This window comes from Spirillospora sp. NPDC047418, assembly GCF_040643275.1.
Classification (GTDB): Bacteria; Actinomycetota; Actinomycetes; order Streptosporangiales; family Streptosporangiaceae; genus Spirillospora.
On sequence record NZ_JBEYTW010000008.1, the window covers coordinates 81640 to 106407 of the forward strand.

General features: G+C 73.9%; 20 protein-coding genes. 8 read left to right on the forward strand and 12 right to left on the reverse strand.

Annotated features, from left to right (window positions below; translation table 11 throughout):
* Positions 1-59 precede the first annotated feature (59 nt).
* From ABZ806_RS07190 to ABZ806_RS07200, 3 genes are read right to left on the reverse strand one after another with little or no spacing between them, the layout of a single operon-like run.
* On the reverse strand, positions 60-917 hold the full coding sequence (locus ABZ806_RS07190) for an alpha/beta fold hydrolase (RefSeq protein ID WP_500215956.1): 858 nt from the start codon (positions 915-917) through the stop codon (positions 60-62).
* Positions 917-1834, reverse strand: coding sequence for a VOC family protein (locus tag ABZ806_RS07195; protein WP_500215957.1), 918 nt, complete (start codon positions 1832-1834; stop codon positions 917-919). Before ABZ806_RS07195 ends, ABZ806_RS07190 begins: the two co-directional genes overlap by 1 nt.
* 19 nt (positions 1835-1853) lie before the next feature.
* A complete protein-coding gene (locus tag ABZ806_RS07200; protein ID WP_500215958.1) occupies positions 1854-3398 on the reverse strand; it encodes a bifunctional 3-(3-hydroxy-phenyl)propionate/3-hydroxycinnamic acid hydroxylase in 1545 nt (514 codons plus the stop codon).
* 158 nt (positions 3399-3556) lie between these two features.
* Here ABZ806_RS07200 and ABZ806_RS07205 point away from each other — a divergent pair, with 158 nt between their 5' ends.
* Positions 3557-4213: a TetR/AcrR family transcriptional regulator gene (locus tag ABZ806_RS07205; RefSeq protein WP_500215959.1), complete on the forward strand. Its 657-nt coding sequence runs from the start codon at positions 3557-3559 to the stop codon at positions 4211-4213.
* A gap of 99 nt (positions 4214-4312) precedes the next feature.
* On the opposite strand, the gene ABZ806_RS07210 is transcribed toward ABZ806_RS07205, so the two are convergent.
* The 5 genes from ABZ806_RS07210 to ABZ806_RS07230 form a co-directional block, all read right to left on the reverse strand.
* Positions 4313-5086 carry an IclR family transcriptional regulator gene (locus ABZ806_RS07210; protein WP_500215960.1) on the reverse strand — a complete coding sequence of 258 codons (774 nt, stop codon included), beginning with the start codon at positions 5084-5086 and terminating at the stop codon, positions 4313-4315.
* Between the two features lie 120 nt (positions 5087-5206).
* Entirely contained in the window at positions 5207-6943 is a 1737-nt protein-coding gene (locus tag ABZ806_RS07215; protein ID WP_500215961.1) for an amylo-alpha-1,6-glucosidase, read from the reverse strand.
* A gap of 60 nt (positions 6944-7003) precedes the next feature.
* Entirely contained in the window at positions 7004-7837 is an 834-nt protein-coding gene (locus ABZ806_RS07220) for a carbohydrate ABC transporter permease (RefSeq protein WP_500215962.1), read from the reverse strand.
* Positions 7834-8757: a carbohydrate ABC transporter permease gene (locus tag ABZ806_RS07225; RefSeq protein ID WP_500215963.1), complete on the reverse strand. Its 924-nt coding sequence runs from the start codon at positions 8755-8757 to the stop codon at positions 7834-7836. Before ABZ806_RS07225 ends, ABZ806_RS07220 begins: the two co-directional genes overlap by 4 nt.
* A 5-nt stretch (positions 8758-8762) precedes the next feature.
* A complete protein-coding gene (locus ABZ806_RS07230) occupies positions 8763-10001 on the reverse strand; it encodes a sugar ABC transporter substrate-binding protein (RefSeq protein ID WP_500215964.1) in 1239 nt (412 codons plus the stop codon).
* Between the two features lie 181 nt (positions 10002-10182).
* Here ABZ806_RS07230 and ABZ806_RS07235 point away from each other — a divergent pair, with 181 nt between their 5' ends.
* Entirely contained in the window at positions 10183-11247 is a 1065-nt protein-coding gene (locus ABZ806_RS07235; protein WP_500215965.1) for a LacI family DNA-binding transcriptional regulator, read from the forward strand.
* Positions 11248-11386: 139 nt separating this feature from the next.
* Here ABZ806_RS07235 and ABZ806_RS07240 read toward each other — a convergent pair whose 3' ends face one another.
* Positions 11387-12403: a LacI family DNA-binding transcriptional regulator gene (locus ABZ806_RS07240; protein WP_500215966.1), complete on the reverse strand. Its 1017-nt coding sequence runs from the start codon at positions 12401-12403 to the stop codon at positions 11387-11389.
* Positions 12404-12606: 203 nt separating this feature from the next.
* On the opposite strand from ABZ806_RS07240, the gene ABZ806_RS07245 reads away from it, so the two are divergent.
* The gene (locus ABZ806_RS07245; RefSeq protein ID WP_500215967.1) at positions 12607-14316 is read left to right on the forward strand and encodes a CBM35 domain-containing protein; all 1710 of its coding nucleotides are present in this window, start codon (positions 12607-12609) and stop codon (positions 14314-14316) included.
* Positions 14317-14379: 63 nt separating this feature from the next.
* Here the strand turns inward: ABZ806_RS07245 and ABZ806_RS07250 are convergent, their stop codons facing one another.
* Positions 14380-14967, reverse strand: coding sequence for a TetR/AcrR family transcriptional regulator (locus ABZ806_RS07250; RefSeq protein WP_500215968.1), 588 nt, complete (start codon positions 14965-14967; stop codon positions 14380-14382).
* A gap of 218 nt (positions 14968-15185) precedes the next feature.
* On the opposite strand from ABZ806_RS07250, the gene ABZ806_RS07255 reads away from it, so the two are divergent.
* Together ABZ806_RS07255 and ABZ806_RS07260 are read left to right on the forward strand one after the other, a co-directional pair.
* The gene (locus ABZ806_RS07255) at positions 15186-16079 is read left to right on the forward strand and encodes an aldo/keto reductase (RefSeq protein WP_500215969.1); all 894 of its coding nucleotides are present in this window, start codon (positions 15186-15188) and stop codon (positions 16077-16079) included.
* Between the two features lie 10 nt (positions 16080-16089).
* Complete coding sequence (locus tag ABZ806_RS07260; RefSeq protein WP_500215970.1) at positions 16090-17097, forward strand: NADPH:quinone reductase; 1008 nt, start codon at positions 16090-16092, stop codon at positions 17095-17097.
* Between the two features lie 23 nt (positions 17098-17120).
* Here the strand turns inward: ABZ806_RS07260 and ABZ806_RS07265 are convergent, their stop codons facing one another.
* The gene (locus tag ABZ806_RS07265; RefSeq protein ID WP_500215971.1) at positions 17121-19256 is read right to left on the reverse strand and encodes an MMPL family transporter; all 2136 of its coding nucleotides are present in this window, start codon (positions 19254-19256) and stop codon (positions 17121-17123) included.
* Between the two features lie 262 nt (positions 19257-19518).
* Here ABZ806_RS07265 and ABZ806_RS07270 point away from each other — a divergent pair, with 262 nt between their 5' ends.
* The 3 genes from ABZ806_RS07270 to ABZ806_RS07280 all read left to right on the forward strand — a co-directional run bounded on the left by ABZ806_RS07270 (position 19519) and on the right by ABZ806_RS07280 (position 22381).
* Entirely contained in the window at positions 19519-20679 is a 1161-nt protein-coding gene (locus tag ABZ806_RS07270; RefSeq protein WP_500215972.1) for a sensor histidine kinase, read from the forward strand.
* Positions 20666-21343 (forward strand): response regulator, encoded by a 678-nt coding sequence (locus ABZ806_RS07275; RefSeq protein ID WP_500215973.1) that lies wholly within the window; start codon positions 20666-20668, stop codon positions 21341-21343. Before ABZ806_RS07270 ends, ABZ806_RS07275 begins: the two co-directional genes overlap by 14 nt.
* 96 nt (positions 21344-21439) lie before the next feature.
* Positions 21440-22381: an esterase/lipase family protein gene (locus ABZ806_RS07280; RefSeq protein ID WP_500215974.1), complete on the forward strand. Its 942-nt coding sequence runs from the start codon at positions 21440-21442 to the stop codon at positions 22379-22381.
* An 18-nt stretch (positions 22382-22399) separates the two neighbouring features.
* Here the strand turns inward: ABZ806_RS07280 and ABZ806_RS07285 are convergent, their stop codons facing one another.
* Entirely contained in the window at positions 22400-24694 is a 2295-nt protein-coding gene (locus ABZ806_RS07285) for an AfsR/SARP family transcriptional regulator (RefSeq protein ID WP_500215975.1), read from the reverse strand.
* Between the last annotated feature and the right edge of the window lie 74 nt (positions 24695-24768).

Consider the following 24768-nt stretch of genomic DNA (forward strand, 5'->3'; position numbering starts at 1 on the left):
TCCTGACGGATGGCTGGTGCAGGTGCGCCGCGGCGGCGCGGTGATCGGCCGGCAGCGGATCATCCTTGGGGGTGGGTGTTGTGGAGGAAGGTGGTGACTGTGCGGTTGAACTCGGCGGCGTGTTCGATCATGGCCCAGTGGCCGCAGCGGTTGAGGAGGAGCAGGCGGCTGTCGGGGATGTTCGCCAGCAGGTAGAGGGAGTTCTCGAAGGGCACCACGCGGTCGTCGCGGCCGTGGATGAGGAGGGTGGGGGCCTTGATCGCGGGGAGGAGTTCGGGCTTGACCCAGGTGGGCAGGGGGGTGCCCTTCGGGAGGCCCTCGACGTAGTTGCGCAGGTGCTCGGGGCGGGCGAGGGCCGCGTCCGAGCGGGCCCGGCACAGGTCCGGGGTGGCGAAGGCGGCCTTGTCGAAGCACATGATCTCGACGAGGCGGCGCATGTTCTCCGGGGACGGTTCCCGGTAGGTCTCGATGAGGACCTTCAGGCCCTCCGACGGGCCGCCGCCGGGGGCGAAGAGGGCGGGTGCCCGGGTCACCGGCGGGCCCATGGTGACCAGGTGGGTGATCCGGTCCGGGTGCTCGGTGGCCAGGCGGAGGCTCGTCTGCCCGCCCATCGAGTTGCCGACGAACGCGGCCTTGCCGATGCCGAGGGCGTCCAGGAACTGGACGGCGGCGTCGACGTGGTCGAGGCGGTCGACGGTCGCCGCGTCCGAGTCGCCCCAGCCGGGCATGTCCACGGCGTACACGTGGAAGTGCTCGGCGAGCGCCTCGATGTTGGCGGAGAAGTTGCTCCAGCCGGTGGCGCCCGGCCCGCTGCCGTGCAGGAGGACGACCGGGTGCCCGTCGCCCGCCTCGTAGTAGCGGAGCTTCCAGTCCCTGGTCGTGACCGTGCGGGCCGTTTCGGCCTGGGTCAGCGGCATCAGCGGGCGTCCTTTCCGGCGAGCAGGGCGGCGACGGCCGCGGGCGGGCGGTGGCCCCAGCTGTGCAGCCGGTCCAGGGTCTCGACCTGCCAGGTGTCGTCGTCGACGAGCAGTCCGCCCCAGCCGTACTCCACGCTGAAGCCGGACGGGGTCTGGACGTAGAAGCTGAACATGTGGTCGTTGGGGTGCATGCCGAGGGTCATCTCGAACGGCTGCCCGGCGTCCATGCAGCGGTCGTAGGCGGTGCCGACGTCGCGGATGTCGGTGACCTCGACCATGAAGTGGTGGGTCTTCTTGGGGTGCGGCATGTCGCCGAACGCCACGGAGTGGTGGCGCGGGTTGCAGCGCAGGAAGATCAGGTCGGCGACGGCGCCCGGCGCGAGTTCCTCGACGATGATGTCGGAGATCCGGAAGCCGAGGAGCCCCTCGTAGAAGGCCAGGTAGGTCTCGCGGGCGACGCCCCGGGACAGCAGCACCTGGTGGCCGGCGCCTCCGGTGCCGGTGACGAAGTCGCCGAGCAGCACGTCGGAGTGGAACGGGGTGGCGGCGTCGGCGAAGCCGGTGACGAGTTCGACGCGGTTGCCCATCGGGTCGGCGGTCACCACGATGCGGTCGACCTTGCGGGACGCGGCGAGCGCGGCGCCGCCCTCGGCGGCCTCGACGCCGGCGGCCCGCAGGCGGGCGGCGATCTCGTCCAGGGCGGCATCGCTCTCAACCTCGTAGCCGCTGGCGGCGAGGTCGTCGGCGGGGCCCTGCCGGACGAGCCAGCGGTACGCCTTCGCGTCGGTCCGGAAGGCGATGGAGTCGGCGGTCCCGTCCGCGGGTTGCATGCCCAGCAGGTCGACGGCGAAGTGCTCCCAGTCGCCGAGGCTGCTCGCCTCATAGACGACGTACGCCAGTTCCTTGACTCCCGTCATGGTGATCCTCTCCTTTTGTCTAGGCGGGCACGGCCAGGCCGGAGGCGTCGGCCGCGGCGACGAACCTGTCGGGACGCACCGCGACGGCGCGGACGCCGTACCGGGCCAGCCACGGCAGCAGGACCTCGTCGAGATCGACCAGTTCGTCCGGGCCCTGCGTGTAGGCGGTCTTCGGGCGGATCGCGAGGTACCGGGCGCCGAGCGCGTCCCACTCGGCCTTCTCCCCGGACGTGAGGAGCGTCGCCGGGTCGGTGTCGGCGCCGAGCAGCACGAAGCCGTCGCCGAGCAGGTCGTCGAGGCGCGCCATCCGTCCGGTCGTGTCGCCCGCGATGGGCTGCGGGACCATGCGGCCGACGATGCTCGCGTCCCCGACCGGGCCGCGCAGCCGGCCCGCGGCGAGGACGGGCGGCGCGATCAGCGGCGGCTCGAACGGGGTGACCGTGTTCGCCGGGATCCGGTTCATCTCCTCGATCTCGGCCGGGGTCGCCTCCTGCTTGATGACGCGGCCGAGCTGGACGGCCAGCCCGGTGTAGAAGGCCGCGTTCGGGCGCCGCTCGGCCTCGTAGGTGTCGAGCCAGCTCTCATCGAGGTCGCCCTTGAGGACACGGGCGAGCTTCCAGCCGAGGTTGTGGGCGTCCCGCATGCCGGTCTGCATCCCGGCCCCGGCCCACGGCGGCATGAGGTGGGCGGCGTCCCCGGCGAGGAAGACCCGTCCCGCGCGCCAGGTCTCGGCCATCCGGGTGTGGTGGCGGTAGAAGGCCCACTGGTGGATCGAGACGTCGTCGGTGCTGACGCCCATCGCCTTGAGCAGCGGCCAGACGTCGTCCTCGGACGCGAAGTCCGCCTCGGTCTCGTGCGGTTTGAGCGGGATCTCCCAGCGGTGGTTGCCGGCGGAGAGCGCGATGTCGACGACGGGACGCTGCTTGTCCGACCAGAACGTGAGGAAGTCGCGGTCGGGCCACCAGCGCTTGACGCGGCAGTCGATGACGATCCACTGCGCGTCGAGGGTGTCGCCGAGCAGGTCGGACCCGATCAGGGCGCGGGTGGCGCTGCCGCCGCCGTCGGCGCCGATCACGTAGCGGGCGCGCACGGTGCGCGGCTCGCCCGTCGCGGTGTCGGCGGCGGTCACGGTGACGCCGCCGGCGTCCTGCTCCAGGCCGGTCGCCTCGACGCCGTAGCGGACGTCGATCAGGTCGCCGTACTCGGCGGCGCAGGCGCGGAGCTCAGTCTCCATGGCCGGTTGGTAGATGTTGTAGAAGCGGGGCTTCGGGCCGAGCGCGGACGGCGGGTGCTCGACCCGCATGATCTCGGCGCCGTCGTAGGTCACCCAGCGCAGCGCCCGCTGCGGCTCGATCACCCGGGCGATCCGCGCGTCGATGCCGAGGCTCTGGAAGATCCGCATCGTCCAGTCGTTGACGGTGACGGCGCGGGCGCGCGGGTAGATGTCGCGGTCCCGTTCGAGGGCGACGACCGAGGCGCCGTGCCTGGCCAAGGTGAGGGCCGCGGTCACCCCGGTGGGGCCGTATCCGACGATCGCGACGTCGGCGTCGAAATGCTGGGTCATGCGGGCTCCGAGGGGCGGTCCGATCGGGCAGGTTTTGTACCGATCGTTCGGTACGATCGTGACCACCTTCACACGTCCGGCGGCGGGCGTCCACGCTTTTCCGCAGGACAGAACCGCAGGTGGCGGGCCTACCGGCACGGACATCTATGCTTCACCCCGTGGCGGACGAGAAGGTGGACGAGAAGAACGGCAACCGCCGTGGCCGCAGGTCCCGGGAGGAGATCCTGGACGTCGCCTCGCGGGTCATGGCGGAGCGCGGCTACGCCGCCACCTCGCTGTCGGTGCTGAGCCGGGAGACCGGCCTGCCGAAGAGCGCGGTCTACCACCACTTCCAGTCGAAGGCCGGGCTGCTGTCGGCGGTCATGGCGCGCGGCGCCTACGAGTTCTTCGCGGCGATGCGGGACGCGCAGGCGGGCGGGCCCGAGGGCGGCACCCCCCGCGAGCGGCTGACGTGGTACCTGCTGCGCACCGGCGAGGTCTTCGCGGCGCGCCCCGACTTCCTGCGCCTGCACCTGATCCTGATCATGAGCGCGGAGGCCGCCGAGGCCGAGGTGGACGCCATCGTCGAGCAGGTGCGGCACGACGGCCGCGCGCACATGAACACGATGATCGCGGCGTCCTTCGCCGCCGAGGGCGCGGAGGTCGCGCAGGCCGTCGCGGACGAGCTGGAGTACTTCGGCATCGCCGGGTTCGACGGCGCCTTCGTCGCGACGCAGGCCGACCCCGCCCGCGGTCTCGCCGGGCAGATGACGCTGCTCGCCGAGGCCATGGCGGCGCTCGGCGAGGCGCGGGTGGCCGCGCTGCGCGGGCGGTGACGCACGGTGACGTGCGGCGAGGCGCGGGTGGCCGCGCTGCGCGCGCGGTGGCGGGCGGTGGCGGGCGGTGACCGGTGGTGGCTCGCGGTCAGCCGCCGGTCAGACCGCCAGGAGGCTCTTCTCCAGGGCGGTCGCCGCGCTCTTGAGGGTCGCGACCAGGCGCGGCAGGTCCTCCTTGCCGTAGCGGATGCTCGGCATGGAGACCGAGAGGCCCGCGACCGCCGTCCCGTCCGGGTCGCGGACCGGCACGCCGACCGCGACGAGGCCCCGCTCGGAGCGGCCGTCGTTGACCACGAAGCCGTTGCGGCGGACCCGGGCCAGCTCCGCCCGCAGCTCCGCCGGATCGGGCCGGGCGCCGGCGGGCTCGTCCGGCCGCCGCCCGGCGTACAGGGCGTCCAGCTCGTCCGGTGGCAACTCGGCGAGCAGGAGGAGGCCGCCGGTGGTGCGGTGCGCGGGGAAGACCATCCCCTCGCGGGAACCGACCCGCAGGGCCTGCGACGATTCGACGCTCGCGATGAACCGGGCGGTCCGGCCGGTGCGGACGGTCAGGTTGGCCGACTCGTCGAGCAGATCGGCGAGCCGGCGCAGGTGCGGCAGCGCGGCGGCGCGCAGCCGGGACGCGGCCGACTGGGAGTGCGCGGCCAGTTCCAGGACGGGGCCGACGCGGTAGGAGCGGTCCGCGTCCTGGACGGCGAAGTCGCGGTAGACGAGCATCGCCAGCAGCCGGTGCGCGGTCGAGCCGGCGACCCCGAGCCGCCCGGCCACCTCCGTGACGGTCATCGGCCCTTCCAGCTGGAGCATCGCGGCGATCCGGAGGGCGTTGTCCACGCTCGCCACGGCGTACGGCGGCGGGGTCTTCAGCGGCTTGTCCACGCGGCGTCGGCCCTCCCCGTTCTGCGATCCAGAATGAGCTTTCTGTCCTGCGAAACCCACCGCCAGGGTACGTCCCCGCCGCCCTTGCCCTGAACCCGCCGGGGGCGGGAGATCGCCGCATCATCCCCCGTCGGCCACCGCCCCCTCGCGCAGGGGAGCCGGGCGTCCGCGGCGGGTCTCGTGCGCGGCGGCGAGCAGGAGGTAGGCGCTCGCCGTCCAGGTGTAGGCGCGGTCCCGGAGGCCGGCGCCGGTGAGGGCGTCGAAGTTCTCGGCGAAACCGGAGCGTTCGCACAGGGCGCGGAACCGGGTGCTGATCTCGTCGGCGAGGGCGGTGCGGCCGGCGCGGCGCAGGCCGTCCTCGATCAGGACGGTCGCGGGCGCCCAGATGGGCCCGCGCCAGTACCCGTCGGAACGGTAGTGCGGCGACGCGGGCAGTTCGGTGGCCAGGCCGAACTCGGTGAGGTGCGCGGTGATGCGGCCGGTCAGCGCCGCCGCGGCGGACGGCGGGAGGGCGGCGCCGAGGACGATCGGCATCAGGTCGAGCAGGCCGTCGGTGTGCCAGGTGTCCCCGGAGCGGACGCCCCGAGCGGCGAAGCGGTCGCCCTGCCAGAGCCGGGTGAAGAGTTCGCTCTGCAACTCGTCGGCGGTGGCCGTCCAATGGGCGGCGGGACGGCCCAGTTCGGCGCCGAGCCGCGCCAGCTCGCGGATCTGCAGGATCAGGAACGCGCTCAGGTCGGCGGTCTCGACGACCCGTTCGGGGTCGAAGGCCGTGGCGTTGTCCCAGCCGCTGTCGTTGCCGTGCTCGTAGTGCGGGAACGGGCTGCCGGGGACGCGGCGCGCGGTGAGCCAGAACCGCGTCCACGCTTCGAGCTGGGTGTGGGCCAGTTCGAGGTCGGAACGGTCCAACCGCAGGCGGCGGCGCAGGTGGCCGAACGCCCAGCCGTGGATCGGCGGCTTGACGTAGTTGAAGAGGACCTCCGAATGCGTCACCGAGTCGGGCAGGGCGCCGGAGGAGTCCTGGTGGTCGAACAGGATCTCGTACTGGTCCCAGGCCAACGCGGGGTCGCCGGCGGCCAGGGCGAGGGCGTTGAAGCAGTGGTCCCAGCTCCACACCTTGTTCATCCAGTGCTTCGACATCAGGACGCCCGGACGCCCGAGGAAGCCCCCCGGGCGGACGGTGGCCGACCACAGGACGTAGGCGGCCAGCTCGGCGGCCGGCGTGTCCGGGCTGCGCCAGGGGGCGACGGCGTCGGCGAAGGCCGCGAACGCCGACAGCGCCGCCCCGGCGACGGCGTCGAACGGCGCGGACGGGACGTAGGGCGGACGGGCCGTCCCGTACTCCTCGATCACCGCCTCCCAGGAGCCGCCGTCGCCGCCGAACGTCAGGCCGCGTTCGGCGTCCCCGAGGGACTGGGCGCCGTGCGCGGCGGCCTCGCCCGCGATCAGGGTCGCGCGGTAGCGGTGCCCGGTCTCGTAGGAGGTGAAGACGTGCGCGCCGGCGGCGTCGTAGAAGTAGGTCCCGGTGAACGGGGTCAGCTCGGTGATCGCGGCGTCCAGCCGCAGCGCGAGGCCGGTGCCGCGGAGCCGCACGGTGTCCGGCGACTCGAACGCCGCCTCGACCGTGCCGGACGCGTGCGCCCAGGTCAGCCGTCCGGGCGTGGCGGTGATCGTCGCGGCGGCGCGGGCGCCGTCCGCGAGCGGGGTGAGGCGCAGCACCGGGTTCAGCCCGCCCCGGTGGGAGACCAGGTGCAGGTCGTCGGCGAAGGTGGCCAGCGCGGTGACGGGCGAGAGGGCGAGCCAGGAGCCGAAGGTGCTGAACGGTATTTCCTGGACGGAGAAGGAGGGTCCGGGAGTCATGGGGAAGCGAGCTCGTTTCTGGAGGAGGAGGCGGGAGGGAGTCGGTCCTTGACGGCGCCGTCAGTCCTTGACGGCGCCGGCCGTGGCCCCGGCGGCGATGTAGCGCTGCGCGCCGATCAGGATGAGCGTGGTCGGGACCGACGCCACGACCGCGGCGGCCATGATGGCGTTCCACTGCTGGTTGTTGTTGCCGATGTAGTGGTAGATCCCGAGGGTGATCGGCCGGTACCGCCCGCCGCCGTCCAGCGTGCTGGCGAAGATGAAGTCCGACCACGACCACAGGAACGCGAACAGCGAGACGGTGACGACGCTGTTGCGGCTGATCGGCAGCACGATCGACCAGAACGTGCGGAACGTCCCGGCGCCGTCCACGCGGGACGCCTGGAGCAGCTCCCGGGGGATGCCCGCCATGAAGGCGGTGAAGATCAGCACGCCGAACGGAACGGCGAGCGTGGAGTCGGCGAGGATCAGGCCGGGCAGCGTGTTCAGCACACCGAGGTTCAGGTAGATCGCGTAGAACCCCATCGCCATGATGATCCCGGGGATCATCTGCGCGGCGAGCAGCAGGAAGCTCAGCGCACCGGACCCGCGGGGGCGCAGCAGGCCGAGCGCGTAGCCCGCCGGCGCCGCGATCATCACGGTCAGCAGCACGGTGCCGAGCCCGACGAGGAGGCTCGTCCCGAGGTAGGGAAGCTGCTGGTCGAGGACGGCGCGGTAGCCGTCCAGGGTCGGATGCGCGGGGAAGAACGACGGCGGGGTGCGCCGCATGTCCTCGTCCCGGGTGAGCGAGTTGTTGAGCATCCAGTAGACCGGGAACAGCATGATCGCGGTCAGCAGCAGCGCGATCCCGGTCTTCCACCACGATCCCGTCGCCCGCACGGTCGCGCGCGTCACAGTGCCCCCCGCTGCCGGCGCTCGAAGCGGATGTAGAGCAGGCCGAACGCCAGCGCCGCCAGCACCAGCAGGTTCCCGACGGCGGCGCCGGGCCCGAAGGACGGCAGCGGGTTGGCGAACCCGAGGTGGTAGGACCAGGTGGCGAACGTCGCGGAGGAGTCCGCGGGCCCGCCCCTGGTCATGATCCAGATGATGTCGAAGACCTTCAGCGTGTAGATGAGGCCGAGCATCAGCGTGATCGCCGAGACGGGGCGCAGCAGCGGGAAGGCGATCCGCCAGAACCGCTGCCAGGCGGACGCTCCGTCCAGCGCCGCCGCCTCGTACAGCTCGTCCGGGATCGACTGCAGCCCGCTGTACAGGATGACCAGGTTGAACGGGATGCCGATCCAGATGTTCGCGATCGTCACCGAGGTCAGCGACCAGTGCGGCGAGGTCAGCCAGTCCACCGGCCCGATGCCGGCCAGGCCGAGCAGCCAGTTGACGGCGCCGGACTCGGAGTTGAGCAGCAGCGTCCAGGTCGAGGCCGACACGATCAGCGGCAGCAGCCACGGCACCAGGAAGAGGGCCCGCAGCACCACCGACAGCTTGAAGTGCCGGTTGAAGAATACGGCCAGGCCGAGCCCGATCGAGAACTGGAACACCAGCGACACCAGCGTGAAGACGACCGTGTGCCAGAGCGCGGGCCAGAACGTCGCGTCGCGCACGACCTCGGCGTAGTTGTCCAGCCCCGCGAACGGCGCCCCGCCGTGGACGAACGACCGGACGTTGTAGTCGCGCAGGCTCAACTCGACATTGCGGTAGAGGGGGTAGGCGTAGAAGAGGGCGAGATAGGCCACCAGCGGCAGGAGGAACGCCCAGGCCGTCCAGTGGCCGGAGCTTCGGCGCACCGGGCGTCCGGGCGCCGCCTTCGTGTCGGTCATCGGCGTCACTTCACCGAGGACTGGGCCTTCGCCATCGCCTCCTGGGGCGTGGCGGAACCGCTCAGCGCGCTCTGCACGGCCGTCCACATCTGCTGCGAGATCTTCGGGTACTTCGTGCCGAGGTCGTCACTGGTGCGGCCCTTCGCCGCGTGCACCGCGTCGACCCAGACCTTCAGGTCGGGCTTGGCCTCGACCTGCTTCTGCTGGATCTGGCTCGTCGGCGCGATGTAGGAGAGCGTGCTGACGGCGGTGTAGGAGTCGTCCCCGCTGGTCAGGCAGTCGCTGATCTTCTTGGACGTGACGTAGCGGCCGGTGTCGTCCTGTACCGGGACGGTCACGAACTCGCCCCCGGTCGGGGCCGGGGCGGTGCCGCCGTCCTGCCCGGGGATCGGGATGATCCCGTACGGGAAGCCCGCCTTCTTCACGTTCTCCAGCTGCCAGGTGCCGTTCTCGGCGAACGCGTAGTCGCCGGTCGCGAACTCCTGCCAGCTGGTGGTCTGCGTGTTGTTCAGGACGGACTTGGGCGCGTAGCCCTTCTTCAGCCAGTCGGACCACAGCGTCAGGGCGCCGACCGACTGGGGCGTGTCGAGGCCGGTGAGCTGCGCGCCCGCACCCCAGAACCAGGGGAGGAACTGGAAGCTGCCCTCCTCGGTGCCGATGGCGGAGAACGTGATGCCCTTCTCGCCGGCTGCCTTCACCTTCTGGAGGGCTGCGGTGAGGCTCGTCCAGTCCTTGATCGTGGAGACGTCGACGTCCGCGGCCTTCAGGACCTTCTTGTTGTAGAAGAGCGCGAGGGTGTTCGCGCCGATCGGGGTGCCGTAGGTCTTGCCGCCGGCCTGCCCGGCCGCCAGCAGGTTGGGCTGGATCATCGAGGTGTCGGTGCTGGTGTCGGCCGTCGTGGTGAGGACGCCGGCCTCGGCGAGCGTCGACACGACCGGGTTGTCGACGATGAGGACGTCCGGGGGGTTGCCCTGCTGCGCGGCGAGCAGCGCCTTGTTGGTGAGGTCGGTGGTGTCGTAGGCGGTGCGCTTCACCTTCACGCCCGCGCCGGTACCGCACTTGTCGAGCAGCTTCGCCCAGTCGGAACCGGCCTGGTACTGGGGGTAGGGGTCCCAGACCGTGTAGGTGCCGGCGTCGGCAGCGTCGCCGCCGGACGAGCAGCCGGCCAGCGCGGCCGCGGCGAGCGCGGCGGCCGTGCCCGCCGCGAGGAGGCGCGTCCTGCGGGGGTGGTGGGGGTGGGTCATCGCGTCGTCCTTTCCGGGTGCGCGCGCCCCGGCGCGGCACTGCATCGAACCGGTTCGCCGAACCGGTTCGATGCACGATAAGCGTCCGGCCGTCGCAGGTCAATGGACCGACATACCCGTGAGCGAACCGGTTCGACGACGCGCGACAACCGATATCGTGAGCGCACAGGTTGGAGGAGCCTTGTCGAATCGGTTCGATGACGCGCCGTCCGTGACCATCGGGGAGATCGCCCGGCGGGCCCGGGTGTCGCGCAGCACGGTGTCCTACGCGCTGAGCGGGAAGCGCCCGGTGTCGGAGGCCACACGGCTGCGCATCCAGCAGGTCATCGACGAGATGGGGTACCAGCCGAACGCCAGCGCGCGGGCGCTCGCCCGCGGCGAGACGCGCACGCTGGGCCTGGTCTTCCCGCCCGCGAGCACGCACTACACCGACATGCAGCTCGACTTCATCGGCGGCCTGGTCGACGCGGCCGCCGTGCGCGACTACGACGTCCTGATGTCGCCGGCCGGGGCCGAGGACCGCGGGTTCCACCGGCTGATCGGGGAGCGGCGGGTGGACGGCGCGGTCCTGATGGAGATCCGGCTGCAGGACGCCCGCGTCGACCGGATGCGCGCGACCGGCTTCCCGTTCGTGACGATCGGCCGCACCGCGGAACCGGACGGGACCAGCTGGGTCGACCTCGACCACGGGCGGCTCGTCCGGCACTGCGTCCGGCACCTGGCGCAGCTCGGCCACCGGCGGCTCGCGCTCGTCAACCGGTCCGAGGAGCTGATCCGCGCCGGGTACGAGTCGGCGCGGCGCGGCCAGGACGGGTTCGAGGCGGCGCTCGCCGAGCACGCGGTGTCCGGCCGCTCCTACCAGTGCGGCGACGACGCCGCCTCCGGCGAGGACTGCGTGGAGCGGATCCTCGCGGACGACCCGGGCGTGACCGGCATCGTCACCCTGAACGAGGCGGCGCTCGGCGGGCTGTACCGGGGGCTCGGCGCCGCCGGGCGGGCGATCCCCCGCGACATGTCGGTCACCGGCATCGTCGGCAGCCGGTGGGCCGAGGCCGTGACGCCCGCCCTCACCGCGGCCGACGTCCCGTCCCGCGAGATGGGCCGCATCGCCATCGACCTGCTACTGGAGCGCATCGGCGCGCCGGCGGCCCCGCTCCGCCACCAGCTACTGACCCCCCCGATCTCCCTACGCGCCAGCACCGCCCCAACCACCACCCCACCCACGACGCAACCGGCCGCGACGTAAGTGGCCGCGACGTAAGTGGCCGCGACGTAAGTGGCCGCGACGTAATCGGCCGCGACGTAATCGGCCGAGACGCGATCGACCCGGAACCTGATCACCCCGGGGCGCGATCAGCTTGGGGCGTGGTCAGCTTGGGGCGTGGTCAGCTTGGGGCGGTTGAGTCTCGGACGATGAGGCGGCCGGGGTGGTGGACGACGCCGGTTCGGTGCTCGCCCTCCAGGGCCGCGATCAGGTGGTGGGCGGCGGTGGCGCCGAGGCGTTCGAGGTCGAGGTCGACGGTGCTGAGCGGCGGGCGGCTCTCGGTCGCGAAGATCTCCCAGTTGTCGTAGCCGATGACGGCGACGTCGTCCGGGACCCGGCGGCCGAGGTCGTGCAGCGCGTCGATGGCCCCGTAGGCGATCTGGTCGCTGCCGCAGAACAGCGCGTCCACATCGGGGTCAGTGGTGAGGAGCATGCGGGTCGCCTGCCGTCCCCAGCGCTGGGACCAGGCGCCGTAGGACGGCCGGCCGCCGGCGAGGGGCAGGCCCGCGGCGTCCAGCACCGCCAGCAGCCCCGCCGCGCGGTCCCGCGCGGCCCGGTAGCCCGCCTCGCCGGTGATGTGCGCGATCCGGCGGCGGCCGACGACGAGGAGGTGCTCGGTGGCGAGGCGGGCGCCCCCCACGTCGTCGGCGACGACGGACAGGTCGCCGGGGTCGTCGGACTGCCCGTAGGCGTACACGACCGGGACCGGGATGTCGCCGGTGAGCGACGCGCGGACGTCGTTGCGGTCACCGAGGACGATCAGCCCGTCGACCTGCCGGGCCAGCAGCGTGCGGATGTGCTGCCGCCGCCGGACGGCGTCGCCGCGCGCGTCGCACAGCAGCACCGACATCTCGCCGTCCCCGAGCGCGTTCTCGACGCCCAGCAGGACCGGGATCGCGAACCGCCCCGCGAGTTCGTCGGTGAGCAGCCCGACCGTCCGGCTGCTGCCGGACAGCAGGCCGCGGGCGAGCGCGTTGGGCTGGAAGGACAGCTCCGCGGCGACCGCGAGGACGCGGGTGCGGGTCTCCGGGGCGACGTCCGGGCGCGCGTTCAGCGCCTTGGAGGCCGTCGCCACCGACACCCCGGCGCGCCTGGCCACCTCGGTGAGGGTCACTGGTGCGGAGGAACGTCTGGTCACCGAAAGCCTTTCCGAGCTTCGAGCATTGTAAGCGGGACGCGGCTGAAAGAGCCCCTTGACAGACCGGCTCCGGCGTTCTTACCTTCCTCCCGAAAACCTTTTCGGAGCTTGGTCGCCGCGGCCGCCGGGCTCACCCGCACCCCACCCCCCGCTCCCCCGTCCGCCGCCCTCGGGCGCCGGCGGCCCACCCCCCGAGGTGATCCATGAGTTCCAGACGCCGCACGTTCCTCGCCGCCGGACTCGCCGTGAGCGCGATCACCGCGCTCCAGACGGCCGTCCCCACCACCGCGCACGCCGACGGATCCACGCTCGTGGTGAACGCCGCGGCGCCGTTCCGTCCCGTCACCCATGTGGCCGCCGGCGGCCTCTACGGGCTGATCGAGGGCGACCGGCCCGCGAACGCGCTGCTCTACCCGCTGCACCTGCGCACGGTCACCCAGCCCGCGCCCGGCGTCCGCCAGGCGCCGAACGGACAGCCTCCCGCCGGCGACGCCCTGCTGGTCGCCCCGCAGGCCGACAGGGTCGGCGCGTCGGTGATCATCCGGATGCCCGACATCTACCCGAACTTCCCCTACCGGTGGGTGAGCTGGGACGACTGGCTCGGCAAGGTCGACGCCCAGGTGAACGCCCGGCTCGCCAAGACCGCCGTCACCAACATCGAGGGCTACGAGCTCTGGAACGAACCCGACTGGACGTGGAACACGGCGGCGGCGGGCGACTTCAACGCCGGCTGGGCCCGCACGTTCCGCCGCGTCCGCGCCAAGGACTCGGTCACGCCGATCATCGGGCCGAGCCTGAGCTGGTACAACGCCGACTACATGCGGTCGTTCCTGACCTACGCCCGCGACAACAACGTGCTGCCCGACGTCGTCTGCTGGCACGAACTGGCGCAGGACCCGTCCGCGATCGCCGCCGACATCGCCGCTTACCGCGCGCTGGAGAGGTCGCTCGGGATCAGCCCGCGCCGCATCGCCGTCAACGAGTACGCGGGCACCGACGCCGTGGACCGGCCGGGCGCGGTCGCAAGCTTCATCGCCAAGCTCGAACGCGGCGGCGTCGACTCGGCCGACCGCGCGTTCTGGTACGAGTACGGGACGCTCAACGGGCTCGTCACCGACGGCCATCCGACCGGCACGTACTGGCTCTACAAGTGGTACGGCGACATGGCCGGGTCCATGGTCGCCACGACGCCCGCCGCGCAGACCGGGCTGGACGGCTTCGCCTCCTACGACGGCACCCGCAAGATCGTCAACGTGGTCGCGGGGCACGCGTCCGGGACCAACACCGTCCGGGTGACCGGGCTGAACGGGCTCGGGTCGTCCGTCCGGGTGCGGCTCGAGTCGACGCCGTACTCGGGACGGCACACGGCGGTCGCGGGCCCCACGACCGTGTGGGACAGGACCTACACCGTGAACAACGGGGAGATCTCCGTCCCGGTCACCGGCATGGACGCGAGCTCCGCCTACCACCTGGCCATCGAGCCGGCGGGCGGCGCGCCCGCCTACCAGCACCGGTACGAGGCCGAGAACGCCGCGGTGTTCCGGGCCGAGCGGCTCTCCTCCGGCAGCGCCTCGAACGGCGGGTACGTCGGCCGGATCGACAACACGGGCGACGCGCGCACCGACAGCTACGTCGACTTCATCGTGAACGTCCCGTCCGCCCGGACGTACACGATGAAGATCGGCTACGCCAACGGCACCGGGGCGACGGCGACGCAGGGCATCGCCTACAACGGCGGCGCGTGGTCCACGATCGGCTACCCGGCCACCGGCGGCTGGGGCCAGTTCGGCGCCACCGTGTCGACGACCGTCGACCTGCCCGCCGGGTACAGCGTGATCCGGCTGGCGAAGGGATCGCCGTACTTCCAGGGCGGCACCGGCTACGCCGAACTGGACTACATAGAACTGAACTGAAGCGCGCCTCCGCCCGGCCGTCCCGCCCCCTCGCCGGCGGGACGGCCCCGGGCGCAGCCGTGGTCAGCGGGCGCGGATGCCGTCGAGGATGAGCGCGACGACGTGCTCGGATTCCGCCACGGCCCCCGGGGTGTTCCACTCCGCGGCGTGCAGCGGGTCGTGGAAGCGGCTGGTCGCGTTGAGGACGGCCCGCGCGATCACCTCCGGCTCACCGGCGGCGAGGTCACCGCTCCCGATGCCGTCGGCGACGATGGCGCGGATCTGTTCGACCAGGAAGCCCACATGGGCGGACGCCACGCTGCTGTGCTCGGCCGCCAGCACCCGGAAGGTGGCGAACAGCTCGGGGTCCTCTTTCGCCTTCGCCCATTTCGCGGCGAACATGGCGGTCAGCAGGCCGCGCAGCCGCTCGGCCGGGGGCCGTCCCGGACCCCGGGCGGCCGCGGCGAAGTCGTCCCGCACCCGGTCGAGCCAGCGCCGGATCACGGCCTCGCGCAGCGCCGCCTTGGACGGGAAGTGCCGGTACACGCTCCCGTGGCTCACGCCGAGCAGCCGCGCGACGTCGAGCACCGTGGTCTTCTCCGGACCGTGGCGGCGCAGCACCTCCTCGGTGGCCGACACGATCATCTCCGCGTCCAGCGGCTCCCCGCGCATCGCCCCTCCCCGCCTCGTTCCTGCCCGGCCCGTTCCCTGCCCGGCCCGTTCCCTGTCCCGTCCGATCGCCGGGTCTTCCCAGCGAGGAACGTACGCGAAGGGCTGACAGAAACCAAGTTATGTCAGTCGGTCACCCACCTCCGTGCTGACAGATTTTGAAATCTGTCATTCGTCAGTTGTACGGTGTCGCCATGACCACATCGCGAGGAGGCCCGCCCATGAGCACCCCGACGGCCGTGTTCGCCGGACGTACCGTGGCCCGGGTCGGCTACGGCGCGGCCCAGCTCGAACGCCTGCGGGACCGCCGCGACGACGCCGTCGCGCTGCTGCGCCGCGCGGTCGAGCTGGGCGTGAACCATGTCGACACCGCCGAGTTCTACGGCTTCGGCTTCGCCAACGCCGTCATCCGCGAGGCGCTGCGTCCCGAGGACGGCGTTCTGGTCGTCACCAAGGTCGGCGCCGAACCGAACCCGGGCGGGCGCGTTCCGCTGCGGATCGCGCAGCGCCCCGAGCAGCTGCGGGCCGGTGTCGAGGAGAACCTGCGCGGTCTCGGCACCGACCGGCTCGCGGTGGTCAACCTCCGCCGCCTCGACACCGGCCCCGGAATGCGTCCCGAAGGCGACCAGGTCGTGGACGTCGACGACCAGCTCGCGGTGCTGACCGACCTGCGCGACGAAGGGAAGATCGACGCGATCGGGCTGAGCAGCGTCACGCCGGACATCCTGCGCCGCGCCCTGCCGGCCGGCATCGCCTGCGTGCAGAACGCCTACAGCCTCGTCTCGCGTGACAACGAGGACATGCTGCGGCTGTGCGCGGACGAGGGCATCGCCTGGGTGCCGTTCTTCCCGCTCGGCGGGGCCTTCCCCGGTCTGCCCAAGGTCGCCGGGGAGCCGGCCGTCCGCGCCGCCGCCGAGTCGATGGGCGTCACCGCGTCCCAGGTCGGTCTCGCCTGGCTGCTGCACCACGCCCCGAACGTGCTGCTCATCCCCGGTACCGCTGACCCCGTCCACCTCGCGGCCAACATGGCGGCCGGCGAGATCACCTTCGACGCCGCCACCCTCGCCGCCCTGGACGCCGTCGAGTCACGGTCCAGCGAAGTCCCGCTCGGCTAGGAGGAGGATCATGAAGGCCATCATCCACCGCGCCGGCGGCGGGCTCGAGGTGCTCCGGCTCGTCGATCGCGACCCGCCCGCGCCCGGCCCCGGCGAGGTCCGGGTCGCGGTGTCGGGTGTCAATCCGGCCGACGCGCAGGCACGCTCGGGCGGCCCCGCCGGATTCCCCGAGGTCACCCCGCATCTCGACGGGGCCGGTGTGATCGACGCCATCGGCGCGGGGGTCGACGGGAGCCGGGTCGGCGAGCGGGTCTGGCTGTTCATGGCCGCCGCCGGACGCCCCACCGGCACCGCCGCCGAGTTCACCGCCATCCCCGCCGAGCAGGCCGTTCCGCTGCCCGACGAGGCCGGGTTCGACGCCGGTGCCGCGCTCGGCGTCCCCGCGCTCACCGCGCACCGCGCGCTCACCGTCGCCGAGGACGGACCGCGCCGCCTGCGGCCCGGCGCGCTCGCCGGCCGGACGGTGCTTGCCGCGGGCGGCGCCGGGGCGGTCGGGCACGCGGTGATCCAGCTCGCCCGCTGGGCCGGCGCGACCGTGATCGGCACGGTCAGCGGCCCGGAGAAGGCCCGGCTCGCGACCGCCGCCGGCGCGCACCACGTGGTCGGCTACCGCGAGGGCGACCCGGCGGCGGCGATCCGCGAGGCCGCCCCGGACGGCGTCGACATCGTCGCCGAGGTGGCGCTCGGCGCGAACCTCGCACTGGACCTGGCCGTGCTCCGGCCGCGCGGCACGATCTCCACCTACGCCAACGTCGGCGGCAAGCCCGTCGAACTGGACGTCGTGCGGAACATGGTGCTGAACACCCGGTTCCAGTTCCTCGTGCTCTACACGGCCGGTCCGGAGGCGCGCGCCGCGGCCGTCGAGGACGTCGCCGCCGCCGTCCGCGACGGCGCCCTGCCGGTCGGCGAGGAGCACGGCCTACCGCTGGTCCGCTTCCCGCTCGCCAGGACCGCCGACGCGCACCGCGCGGTGGAGAGCGGTGCGGTCGGCAAGGTCCTGGTGGACGTCCCGTCGTGACGCCTCGGCGGGGTCGGACGCGGTCAGTCTCTATGCGAGGGCGATCGACGGCGAGCGGAGCGGTGCGGCCACCAGGTGCGGTCGTCCAGGCAGATGACCAGGGCGGGGACCTGCAGCGACCGGACGAGCAGCGTGTCGACCAGGACGCCGACGGCGACGGCGAGCCCCACCTCGGCGACGGTCACGTCCGGGATCTGGGTGAGGGCCAGGAAGGTGCCCGCGAGGACGAGCCCGGCGGCGGAGATGACGCCGCCGGTGGCGGTCAGGCCGCGGCGCACCGCCTCCGCCGTCGCGGCGCGCCGGCGTTCCTCGCGGATGCGCTCCATCAGGAAGATGTTGTAGTCGACGCCGAGCGCGACGAGGAACACGAAGATGTAGACGAACAGGTCGGCGGCGACGCCCCCGTGGCCCAGCGCGTGGGTGAACAGCAGCACCGAGATCCCGAGCGAGGCGGCGAAGGACAGGACGACGGTCGCGAGCAGCAGCAGCGGTGCGACGGCCGAGCGGAGCAGCAGCCCGAGGATCAGCCCGATCGCCAGCAGGACGAGCGGGACGATCAGCAGGGTGTCGCGCAGCGCGGCGTCCCGGTAGTCCGCCTGGATCGCCGGCATGCCGCCGACGAGCGAGCCGGGCGCCACGTCGCCGAGCCGGTGCCGGAGCCTGTCGATGGTGCCGGCGGCCTCGTCCCCGTAGGGCGGGACGCCGAGTTCGACGCGCAGCGTGCCGCGGCCGCCGAGCGGAGGCGCCTGCTCGGCCCCCGCCACGCCCTCGGTCGCCGTCGCGGCCCGTCCCGCCTCGGCCGCCGTCGCGGGGCCGGCCCCGGCGGGCAGCACGATGGTCAGCGGATCGGACGCGCCGTCCGGGAAGTGGTCGGCGAGCACCTGCCGGCCGGTGACGGACTCGCTGCGCGGCGGCACCTTGTCGACCGGGTCGGCGCTGACGTGCAGGCCGGCCAGCCCGAGCGCGGCGGCGGCCAGCGCGCCGGTGACGAGCGCGGCCACGAGCCGGGGCCGGTGCCCGACGAGGCCCGCGACGGCGCCCCACAGCCGGTGCCGCCCGGCGCCGCGGTCGCGTCCGGGGGACGGGACGCGCGGCCACAGCAGCCACCGCCCCGCGCAGGCCAGCAGCGCCGGCAGCAGGGTCAGCATCGCCGCCAGCGCGACCGCGATCCCGGACGCGGCCACCGGTCCGAGCCCGCGCAGCCCGGCGAGGTCGGCGACCAGCAGGCAGAGCAGCCCGGCGGCGACGGTCGCGGCGCTCGCGACGATGGCGGGGGCCGTGCGGCGCAGCGCCTCGGCCAGCGCCTCGTGCCGGTCGGCGTGCCGGGCCAGCTCCTCGCGGTACCGGCTGAGCAGCAGCAGCGCGTAGTCGGTCGCGGCCCCGAACACCAGCACGATGAGGATGGCCGACGACAGGTCGGTGACCGCCAGGCCCGCCCTGGCCAGGCCGTAGGCGCCGCCCCGGGCGACCATCACCGCGAGGCCGGCGGCGAGCAGCGGCGCGAGCCACAGCACCGGGCTGCGGTAGGTCAGCAGGAGCAGGACGGCGACGATGGCCATGCTGGTCAGGAGCAGCGGCCCGTCCACGTCGCCGCCGTCGTTGTCGGCGTCGAGCGCGGCCTCCCCCGTCACGAGCGCGCGGAGCCCGTCCGGGCCCGGGTCCGCGACGGCGGCGCGCACCCGCTCCACGGCCGTGGCGACGGTGCCGTCGCCGGCCTCCCGGGGCTGGACGGCGACGCTGAACAGCGCGGCGGCGCCGTCCGGGGAGGTCTGCACGGGCCCGGGTGCTCCCGCGCCCGGCACACCGAGCCCGGCGACCTCCGTGCGGGCCGCCGCGATCGCGGCGCGGTCGGCGGCGGTCAGCGCCCCGCCGCCCGCGCGGTGGTGGACGACGATGGCGGTCTCGGCGTCCGGACGGGCCGGATCGGGCTCGCCGAGCCGGGCGACGACGCTGGACTCGAACCCGCCGGGCAGGTAGGCGGCGGAGTCGTCGCGCTGCACCTCGCCCAGCCGCGACGCGAACGCCGTGGCCACGACCGCGAGCGCGATCCAGCCGAGGAGCACCGGCCATTTCGCGGCTCTGATCGTCCGCCCGAGCCGGGTGCCGGGAGGTCGTCCCGAACGGGCACGGGAGGAGTTCTGGGGTTTCGTTTCGGCCATACCGTCCAGTCCAGCCGCGCCCGCCCGTCCGCCGCATCGCCGAAACGAGCGCACCGACCGGCCCCGGCTACCCCGCAAGAGCCATTCGGACCCGCCGCCCGATTGGCTCTTAGGAGCGATGTCACCCACTCCATCCACATCTAGCATCAAGGCAATGACCAGCCAGAACACCACATCACCCGGAAAGGCGACGCCGCCCGGAAAAACGGCAGCGCCCAGAAAGGCTGTGGGCCTCAGAATGGCCGCGGGGGTCGGGAATGCGGTGGGCGAGGCGGCGCTCGGGACCGCGGCCGTCGTGCCCGCGTTGATCGACCAGGTGACCACCGACACCTCGGCGGCGGCCTGGGCGGCGCTGGCCGGTTACAGCGGCGTCGCGGTCGGCTGCCTCGCGCTGCGGCGGCACCGGCCGCTCATCGCGTTCGGTGTGCTGCTCGCCGTCCTCGCCGGGGTGGAGGTCGCCGCCGCGTCCGCGGAGACCAAGCTGAGCGGGCTGACCGTCCTGCCGGTGGCGTTCGCGCTGTACGCGGCCGGGGCGTACGCCGCGCCGCGCCGGTCGGCGGCCGCCCTGGTCCTGGGGGCCGCCCTCGTCGCCGCGGGCCTCGCCGCCAACCACCTCACCGCGCCCGAGGACTGGCGCGGCGGCTCCGACGTGGTCGCCTACGTCGCCGCGCTCCCGGTCGCGTGGGCGCTGGGCGTCGCCGCCCGCGGCCACCGCGGCCTGCTCGCCGCCGCCGAGCGGCGCGCGGCCGACGCGCGCCGCGAGCAGCACCTGCTCGCCGAACGGGCCGCCGCCGCCGAACGCGTGCGCATCGCCCGCGACATGCACGACGTCGTCGCGCATTCGCTGACACTGCTGGTCGTGCACGCCGAGACCGTCCGCGCCCGGTCGGACGAGCTGCCGCCCTGGGCGCGCGACCGCGTCGACGCGCTGGCGGCGGCGGGCCGGCAGGCCGGCGGCGAGCTGCGCGAGCTGCTGCGGGTCCTGCGCGACGGGGGCACGGCCGCCGCGCCGCGCGCCCCCGCACCGACGCTGGCCGGGCTTCCCGCGCTCGTGGACGCCGCCCGCACCGCCGGGAACCCGACCACCCTGACCGTCACCGGCGAGGTGTCCGCGCTGCCGAGGACCGTCCAGCTCACCGGCTACCGCGTCGTCCAGGAGGCCCTCGCCAACGCGCGCCGCCACGCGCCCGGCGCCGACGTGGCGATCCGCGTGGACGCCGGCGGGCCGGACGTCCGCATCGAGGTCGACAGCGGGGCATCGGCGGCGGACGTCCCGCCGTCCCCCGGAGCAGGGATCGGCCTGCCCGGCCTGCAAGAGCGCCTCGCCGCGCTCGGCGGCGGGCTCGACGCCGGGGCCGTCCCCGAGGGCGGCTTCCGGGTCGCGGCCACGATCCCGCTGGACGCTCGCGATGCCGCCCGCTGACCGCCGCGTCACCGTCGTGATCGCCGATGACGAGCGCGTCGTCCGCGACGGGCTCCGCGCCATCATCGAGACCCAGGACGACATCGAGGTCGTCGGCACCGCCGGGGACGGCGGCGAAGCGCTCCGGCTGGCGACGGCGATCGCCCCCGACGTGCTGCTCCTGGACGTGCGCATGCCCGGCGGCGACGGCCTGTGGGTCCTCGAACGGCTCGCGCGGCAGGGCCGGCTCGGACGCACCCGGGTGCTGATGCTCACCACCTTCGACCTGGACGAGTACATCGACGAGGCGCTCAGCACCGGTGCCGCCGGCTTCCTGCTGAAGAGCAGTTCCTACGAGGAGCTGCTGGCCGCCGTGCGCGCCGCCGCCTCCGGTGACGGCGCGCTCAGTCCCGGGGTCGCCCGCCGCGTCATCGACGGCTACGTCGCCCATCGCCGCGGCTCCCGTCCGGCTCCCGCCGACCTGGCGCGCGTCGGTGCGCTCACCCCGCGCGAGCGGGACGTGCTGCACCTCATCGGCGACGGACTCAGCAACGCGGAGATCGCGCGGCGCCTCGTCCTGTCCGAGCACACCGTGAAGTCGCACGTCAGCCGGCTGCTCACCAAGACCGGCTGCCGCAGCCGGGGGCAGGCCGCGGCGCTCGCCCACCGCACGTCCGGCCGCTGACGCGTGGCGGGGTTCGTCGCCGAGTACGAAAACGGGCCGGGTTCGTTGTCATCGCGGCCATGGTCCGGCCAGGCTTAGATAGATACCGTTGTCTATATGACGGGACACCGGTTCTGGCGCGGCCTCGCCGCGACCGTGATGGCGGCATGCGCGGTCCTCTGCACGGGGGCGGCCGCGACACCCGCTTCGGCGAAGACGACCTATCCCGTGGGCGACCTCTGGACGGCGGTCGGCAACTACCTCTTCAGCCCAGACGCGGTCGCCGGGGCGAACGTCTGGACCTGCCGGCCGTCCGGCGAGCATCCGGTTCCGGTGGTGCTCGTGCACGGCACGACGTCCAACCTCGGGTTCTCGGGGGCGCGGCTCGCGCCGGTCCTGGCCAACGCCGGGTACTGCGTCTACGCGTTCAACTACGGCGAGACGTCCGCCAGCCTGGGGCGCGTCTACGGGCTCGGCGACGTCGCGGAGTCGGCGCGCACGATGGGCGCGTTCGTCGACAGGGTCCTGACCGCGACCGGCGCCGGACGGGTCGACGTGATCGGCAACTCCCAGGGCGGGATGATGCCGAACTACTACATCAAGCGGCTCGGAGGCGCCGCGAAGGTGCGCACCATGATCGGGCTCGCGCCGACCAACCACGGGACCACCATGGGCGGCCTGGTGAACCTCGCCCGATCGCTGCAGGTGCTCGGGCTGGTGAACGACGCGTTCCGCTTCGTCGGGGCGCCCGCGTACCCGCAGCAGGAGGACGGCTCCGACTTCCAGAACGCGCTGTTCGCCGACGGGGACACGGTGCCCGGCGTCCGCTACCTGACGATCGCGACGGCGCACGACACCACGGTCACCCCGCTGACGAACTCCTTCCTGCACGGCGGCGACTCCACGAACATCCTGCTGCAGGACCTGTGCCCGGACGACCCGGTGGGCCACTCCGGGCTGTGGTTCGACGGGCCGGTCGCGCAGATCGTCCTCAACGCCCTCGGCCCCGGCGAGCCCGGGTTCACGCCGCAGTGCACCGCCTACGGCCCGAACATCTGACCCGTCGGTTCTCGACGGTCAGTTCTCGGCCGTCTGGAAGCTCGTCAGCAGCGGGCCGCCGAGGAGGGCGCGGGCGCGCAGCCGGGTCGGTTCGTCCAGGTCGTCCACCAGCATCAGGCGCGCCACCTCGGCCGCCTCCTCCTGGTACGGCCCCGGCAGATGGACGGCGTCGCTGAGCAGGAGCAGCAGCCGGACGGCGGCTTCGGAGCCGGCCTGGCGGATCACCGCGAACAGGCCGGGCCGCTCGGCGGCCAGCCAGGCGCGGGCCGCCGCGGCGGAGCCCAGCGGGACGGGTGAGGCCGTCCCGCCGGAGAAGCGGCCGGGGAGGGCGTCGCCGGGGCTGAGCAGCCGGCGGGCCTCGGCGGCGACGGCGGTCTGGTGGCCGACCAGCCGGGCGAGCGCCGCGTCGCGCTCGGCGGCGGCGTCCGGGCGGCCGGCCAGCTTCGCGCGGGCGAACAGCCGGACCAGGTCGTGCAGCCGGTAGCGGCCGGCGCGGCCCGTCTCCAGCAGTGCGGCGTCGGCGAGCGACTCGCACAGCTCCTCGGCCCGGCACTCGGGCAGGTCCAGGAGCGCGGCGGCGGCCGGGAGGCCGAAGTCGGCGGTGTCCGGGACGGCCAGCAGCCGGAGTCCGCGCGCCTGCGCGGCGGTGAGGCGGTCGTGGCTCGGCTCCAGCGCCTCGGCCACGCCGACGTCGCCCAGGCTGAGCCAGTCGAGGCGGCGGTGCCCGGCGGCGAGCCGGTCGGCGAGGTCGCGCAGCGTCCAGGCGGGACGGCTGCGCAGCCGCGTCGCCGCGACGCGCACCGCCAGCGGCAGGTGCCCGCAGGCCGCCACCAGCCGCCGCGCCGACCGCGGGTCGCGTTCGGTCGCCGGGCGCCCGCAGATCCGGGCCAGCATCGACACGGCCTCGTCCGGGGTCAGCACCGGCAGGTGCAGGGCGCCCGGTCCCGGCAGCCCGGCGAGCACCCGCCGGCCGGTGACCAGCACCGCGCAGCCGGGCTCGCCGGGCAGCAGTGGGAGCACCTGCGCGAGGTCGTCGGCGTCGTCGAGCAGGACGAGCACGCGGCGGGACGCGAGCGTCGTGCGGTAGAGCGCGGCGCGTTCCTCCAGCGCGCGCGGGACGGCCGTCACGCCCAGGGCCTCCAGGAAACCGGCGAGGACGGTGCCGGGGTCGGCCGGGTCGGTTCCCGTCCCGCGCAGGTCCGCGTAGAGCTGCCCGTCGGGGAACCGGCTCCGCACCGCGTGGGCGGCGTGCAGGGCGAGCGCCGTCTTGCCGACGCCCGCGAGGCCGGACACGGCGGCGACGCGGACGGCGGTCGGGTTCCCGGCGGAGAGGATCTCGATCACCTGGCGCACCTCGGCGGCCCGTCCGGTGAAGTCGGCGACGGAGCCGGGCAGCTGCGCGGGCACCGGGGCGGGGGCGGGGCGGGCGGGCTCCGCCGGGTTGCGGAGGATCTCCAGGTGGGTCCGGACGATCTCGGTGCCGGGGTCGGTGCCGAGCTCCTCGGCCAGCAGGCCGCGCGTCCGGGTGTACAGGTCGAGCGCGTCGGCGGTCCGGCCGGTGGCGTGTAAGGCGCGCATCAGCAGGGCCCGCGGCCGCTCCCACAGCGGGCGCTCGGCAACCAGCTCGGTCAGCCCGTCGATGGCGCACGCGTGGTCGCCCAGTTCGATGTCCAGCGCGGACCGCTGCGCCAGCGCGTCCGCGCGCAGATCGGTCAGCCGGGCCCGCTGCCGCTCGGCGAACGGGCCGGGGACGCCCGCGAGGGGCGCGCCCCGCCACAGCCCGAGGGCCCGGTCCAGGACCGCGCGGGCGGCGGCGCCGTCGCGTTCGCGGCGGCGCTTGTCGGCGAGCGCGACCAGGTCCTCGAACTCGACGACGTCCACCCGGACCGGCTCGAGTTCGAGGCGGTAGCCGTCGCCCGCCGTGTGCAGCAGCCGGGACGGGACGCGCGCGCCGCGGCCCGGCTCCAGCAGATTGCGGAGCCGGTTGGCGTAGTTGCGCAGGGCGCGGGCGGCGGTGGGCGGATGGTCCCGCCCCCACATCCCGTCGATCAGCTCCGCCGAGCCGGCGGACGCGCCCCGGGAGAGCGCGAGCACCACCAGCATCGCCTGCTGGAGGGGCGGCCCCAGCGGCAGGACGGCCCGGTCCCGCCAGACCTCCGGCGGGCCGAGCAGGCTCAGCCGCGGCGCGGCCGGCGGCGCGGCCGGCGACATCGCGCCGCCCGCGGCGGCCGCGTCCAGGGGTCCGCCGGGGCCGGCGCCGATCCGGCGCGCCCACCGGTCGACGGGCCCGGCCGCCTCACCCGGGGCGTCCACTACCGGGCCCGGGAGAGCTGGACGGCCGCGTGGACCACGAATTCACTGCCCCAGAATGACCACATATAGACCAA